The organism is Desulfitibacter sp. BRH_c19 (genome assembly GCA_001515945.1).
Classification (GTDB): domain Bacteria; phylum Bacillota; class DSM-16504; order Desulfitibacterales; family Desulfitibacteraceae; genus Desulfitibacter.
The window spans coordinates 1-5,606 of record LOER01000039.1 but is presented as its reverse complement, the minus strand read 5'-3'; the positions used below and the strand labels follow the sequence as shown (position 1 = coordinate 5,606).

Sequence of the window (5,606 nt, the reverse complement as noted above, 5' to 3'; positions counted from 1 at the left end):
ATTTAACATTTTCACCTTCATATGGCTGTACCCAAATATGCTTTTTAGAGTTTTCTAAAACTACTCTTAATGTATGGATGTCTACTGTTTCTCCAGGTACTTCTTTTGGTGTTGTGGATGGTAGACATACAAAATCTATATTATCCATGCAGTTTGTAAGTCTCACCCATTCTTTTACATCTTCAAGTGTGATATTACGATAATCATGGTCTGCTGATAGGTATGTCATTCCTCCAGTATTTGTTCTTGTATAAAAACTTCCTGTTGGATGTGGATATTCCATGTCATATTTTGGGTCTATCCCTGCTAACTTAAATTCCTTAGGAACGCTTTTTAGGGCTTCATCAATTATATGCTTTGGGAAACGTACATTGGTACCATTTACTTCCGCACCTGCTTCTTTTAATAGTCCTAATACTTCCTGGTGGCTAATAATTACCCCTTTCTTTGATAATAATTCTTCAATTCTTTCCTTCATAAACTCTACTTCATTATTGCTTAGAATCTTTGTGCTTAGGCTTGACATTATATTGTTCCTCCTTCTTCTATTGACTTATTATTCTTAACGCAATCCATCTTCGCCCTTTGCTTCTTGCACAGTTAATCCACCAACTCTTGGAAAGGGTCTTCCAGAGTCTGTTACTGCTACTATTAAAATGAGTTCATCTGAACGAGGAGAATCTGGAATGCGTACTTCCATGGCATCAAAATGAGATCTTACATAAGCTGCGTTTTTAAAATGTAGTGGAACATCAATAGTAACACCAGGAAATCCTATTTTCTTAGCAGAGGGTATAAGTGCTTTACCAGTCCCTACATTATCACGCATAGGTTTACCTAAGGCAGGATGCATCAAAGCTGCACAGTGTTCTAGTTCACCCTTATCTCCAGATATAGCGGCTTTTCCGTAGCTTTCTACCTTTTCTGGCTCAATACTTAAAGCTGCCACAGCCTTTTTCGTTAAAAATACTCCTAATTCTTCACTCCATTTGTATAATAAAGTTAAATCCTCCTGATAGACACCTGCATAAGGATTTTTGAAAACTGCTGCTACAGCTACTTTTTTATTAGGAGTACCTAAGAACCGTTCTCCATCCTTATGTGTTTCCTCAACAATTGTATAGATTTTACGTATTTCTGGTTTCATTTTTGACATTTATCTACACTCCTTTTAAAATAATTAATTATGAGAAGCAGCAATCTGTTCTGCCAAAAATTCTGGGTAAATCCTACTTTCATTGTTTAAAAAAATTGCTGCACCTAGAATTGACTTTTTAGCTACTAATTCTCTCACTTTAGCAATGCCGTTATCTAAAGCTTTACTCGGGGTTTGTGGATCTAAATCACCTATAGATAGCGTTACTAAATGCCCCACAATATCTGTATCTGGATCCAAATATTCTGCTAGTACCTGCTTAATACCGGAATCATCGCTATAGGTATAATTACCTATTAAAGTTGCAGCGGCATCTGCTTCCCGACACGTTCTTCCAAAAGCAACTGCTGCAGAGGCTATACCCTTTGTAAGGCTTCTTCCTCTAAATCCACTAGTAGCAATTCCTCCAATACCTGAGTCAGAATCTAAAGTGATTATATGAGAAAAAGACTTATGATTAATATCAGAAACGATGCCTACCTTCGTTGACTCCCCATTTGCTAACCTTAAAGCTATATCTCCACCATTATTGACAATTACTTTGGTGGCACCCCTTGCAGCGATGTAGTCAGCAACTTTATCAGCAAACGTACCAGCTACCGTTGCCATAGGAGTAAGGGTCAGATCACCACACTCCTTTACTGCTTTAATCATTTTCTTTAAAACATCTGGTAGTAACCTTTCTTCTCTAATTTCTGATGATGGAAGTTTTGCAATAGAGATAACGGAAGCTAACTCCTTTAACTGCTCCGCTGCATAGTAGCAAGCTTCTTCCATTTCTTTATTTAAAGGCTCTTCAAAGTTAAAGGCAGAAATTGTCATTTGGATAGGTCCATAATCCATAAACAAACGTCCTGGTTCTAACCAAGTATACATTGATTTTTCACCTTATTTACGTATTTTTTCTACATCTACAATTTGCTCCATATGCCCGCCGATTTCACTATATTTTTCTTTTTTAAGAGTATATTCTACAGGTGCTACCGTTGCAGGACTGGGCACCCAGGTAAATGCCTTTGGTATAACTTTCTCCACATCCACAACAAAGTTAATTCCACCACCAGGCATAATAAATGTTTCTGCACCACCAATGGTAAGCTTAGCTTCACCTTTATGAATGGCTTGGCTAAGTTTTATAGGGTAATTTGTCACACCACCCCTTGCACTACCTCCAGTACCCCCTACATACATTGCAGATACTGTTGATTCCTCACAATTAGCACGAATAAGCTCCACTATTGCTTTTACATCTGGTTCCATTTCCACTTCTCTTACAGTACCGTCAGCATCAACAGTCAACTGTGCTCCATTTTCTCCAGTAGTGTCGGTAACAAGAATTTTCATTCCAGGCTTTGCAATATTCATATCCACACTAGCAATTGCATCAAGGGGACTTTGGATGTCAGTACCTCCCCAACCAGTTCCTTGTTCACCGAAGTAACGTCCTCTGGTACTTTTTCTTGCATTAGGAACGCATCCACTCCAAGTCATACCCACATCTTCGCCCGCTAAGTGTTCTGATAAAAGACCCACCACATGGTAATCTAAGACAATCACTTCATCCACTACCTGAGATAGTTGTCTAGCAAATAAACCAACAGTAGCACTACCACAACCAATCCTCATTCTTTCATCTTCTTTACCATTGATAATGGGACGCTTTCCAACTTGTAAGTCCAAAGTTGCACCTTTATCAATTTTCAAGGTTACTTTTTCGCTATTACTAATGTCTACAATTGTTTTTGCTACAATAAAGCCTGCAGTACCTGTCAATAAGTTGGCTCCACCAATAGACAACATTTTAGAACCGTATTCTTCTGTAGACAGCAAACCAACGACTCTTCCCCCGCGTCTAACTTTAGCTCCTTCATCTCCAATATAAAAGTTGGTGTCAACTTTTACTTTAACACCGCTATAACTTAATGGTGCTTCTGTCACCACAGTCACTACCTCAACTCCATCTTGAATATCTTGCACAATATGAGGTGCATAACGACTACAAGGATAATTAGTTCCAGCACCAACACCAGTAATAATAGGTTTTAGGTTTCTTGCTTCATTATTAAATTCTAGAGCATCCATCACTAATTCACGATTTCTAATTAAGCTACCTTCTGAATTAGTATAACGTTTACATGCACCAAAACGATTTAACGGGATGTCACACTGCACAGGACAAGATGAACATTTTACCGCTCCAGCATCCATTTGAGTTTCTTTTTTAATCGCACTAAAGAGGCAACTTTTTACACAAACACTACAGTTAACGCACCACTGTGCAACTTCAGCCTTTTTATTTACAACTTTAATGGCTTCTACAGGGCAATTCTTTTCACAAACTCGGCATCCAGTACATATTTCTTTATCTATAACAATCATGCTAGCATCTCCTCAATCGCTTACTTTATCGTTATTGTTTTCGTGGCCGGAGGAGTATTCCTACTCACTTTCACCTTGACTTCACCATCTATGATAACCATGGCAACTGCAGGAAGGTCACCTATCTTTATTGCCTCCAAGGCATCTTTACCCATGGAACCCTTCGGAGTGTCAATTACTACTAAATCAGCTTCTTTGCCTTCGGCAATCAAAGATGTATCTAAACCATATACTCTTGCTGTATTACCACTAGCCATAGCCCAAGCTTTTTCAGGAACAATTCCAGAAATGGAGGCTATTTGCACAATGGTTCTTAATATCCCTAATGGAATAATACCTGTTCCAGATGGAGAGTCATTACCTATGATTACACGATTAAGCTCTTCCTTTTTGCACAGCTTCTTTACCACATGATCCGCAGCTTTAGGATTACCGCACTGCACTATTTCTAGGGGTAAAGTTGTTAGGTCAATTAACTTATCAATTTCTTCATTTGAAATGGCCGTTGGGCCCCCATTTATATGAGAAGCAACTGTTGGATTAATTTTCATTACCATATCCGCTGTAACTGTAGCGCTTCCCGGAATTGATGTCCCCCCTGTATGCATTGCTACTTTCATTCCTCTTTTTTTTGCCCATTCTACCATGGGAGCGGCATCTTCGGGACTTTTCACACTTCCTAGTCCAACTTCTCCAACAAGCCATACTCCAGCTTCTACCATTTCATCAAAGTCTTTTTCTACTAAACCCTTTTCTAGAATGACTGCTCCCCCGTGCACCTTAACTCCACCAGGTCGAAAGTTTTCGAAAGACTTGTGCACTAAGATAGCTAAAGCCTTTGTACCGGTTGGGTCTTTAGGGCGACCTGGGGTATGAGGCTCACCAGCTGAAATCATCGTAGTAACTCCTCCATGAAGGCTACTATCCATATAATTTAGTGTGCTTTGTCTGGGAGTGAAATCACCTAAAACTGGATGAACATGCGAATCAATTAGTCCTGGAGCCACAATAGCTCCAGCTATATCTATAGTTTTTTCTACCCGATACTTTTCGAGAAGTTTATCTCCGCCGATGGCAGCAATTTTTCCACCTGATATAATGATTGTATTTCCATCTATGAGCGGATTATATATATCACCACTCACGATGGTACCAATATTAATAATTGCAACTGTCATTCTAATCTACTCCTCTCTGTTATTTTTCTTGTCACATCTCAAGAATTCCACGACATACCAAAACAAGCACTCCTTATATAGCATATCCTATTGCCCCTTGCAAAATATTTTTCACCCTTTTTACTAATCTTCTAGCACCTTTTCAAAATATAATTGGAGTATCTGTATCTATTGTTATCTATTTCTGTATTATAAATTTGCAAATTCCATGCCAAGCTATTTTGATCTATTTAATAATAACTCAAATAAGCCCAAAACACCTTGGAATCGAATTCCAATAAATTAAATATTGCAGAGTTGAAATAGCTGCTCATTTCAACTCTGCAATAACATTTCATTTATGAAATGCCTTTTCCTAGCTTAGTTATGGTTTTTTAAATAGCTGCGCCAAGGTTTAAATAAAACCTTGGCCACAACTGGATTATATTCTCTTATTACACTAGTTAACGTAGAACTTGTTTTCGCCAGCCTTCAAAGCCCCGTAAAACTCATCAAGAACCTTTTCTTCAGTTTTCTTGGTAACAAGACTTATAACAATCATCAAAACTGCTGATACTAACATACCGACAGCTCCGTACCATTTCCAGCCAATATTCCACTGGAAGTATGACAATAATACCGTAATTGTTCCTGCAAGAGCGGCTACTATAGCACCGTGAGCTGTAGCTCCTCTCCAGTATAAGGCCGCAACAAGTATTGGAAATAGCGGCATTACTATGGCTATGGCAAACATTATTAATGTCCATATTAGCTCAGGTGGATTAAGTGCTAGTATCATACTTGCTACTCCAATGAACACTATAACTATACGAGCTACTAGCATTTTTCCCTTTTCAGACATGTTTACCTTTAATAATTCTCCTAAGAAATCTTGTGAAATAATAGATCCAGAT

General features: G+C 38.4%; 4 protein-coding genes and 2 pseudogenes. All 6 read right to left on the bottom strand.

Annotation, left to right across the window (positions count from 1 at the left end; all coding sequences use genetic code 11):
• The 6 genes and pseudogenes from APF76_10745 to APF76_10720 all read right to left on the bottom strand — a co-directional run bounded on the left by APF76_10745 (position 1) and on the right by APF76_10720 (position 5,606).
• Positions 1-526: pseudogene (locus APF76_10745) on the bottom strand.
• 36 nt (positions 527-562) lie between these two features.
• Complete coding sequence (locus tag APF76_10740; protein KUO49501.1) at positions 563-1,147, bottom strand: peptide synthetase; 585 nt, start codon at positions 1,145-1,147, stop codon at positions 563-565.
• A 33-nt stretch (positions 1,148-1,180) separates the two neighbouring features.
• Complete coding sequence (locus APF76_10735; protein ID KUO49500.1) at positions 1,181-2,032, bottom strand: hypothetical protein; 852 nt, start codon at positions 2,030-2,032, stop codon at positions 1,181-1,183.
• A 12-nt stretch (positions 2,033-2,044) separates the two neighbouring features.
• Positions 2,045-3,535 (bottom strand): 6-hydroxynicotinate reductase, encoded by a 1,491-nt coding sequence (locus APF76_10730; protein ID KUO49499.1) that lies wholly within the window; start codon positions 3,533-3,535, stop codon positions 2,045-2,047.
• Between the two features lie 20 nt (positions 3,536-3,555).
• The gene (locus tag APF76_10725) at positions 3,556-4,713 is read right to left on the bottom strand and encodes an Enamidase (GenBank protein KUO49498.1); all 1,158 of its coding nucleotides are present in this window, start codon (positions 4,711-4,713) and stop codon (positions 3,556-3,558) included.
• 439 nt (positions 4,714-5,152) lie between these two features.
• Positions 5,153-5,606, bottom strand: a pseudogene (locus APF76_10720).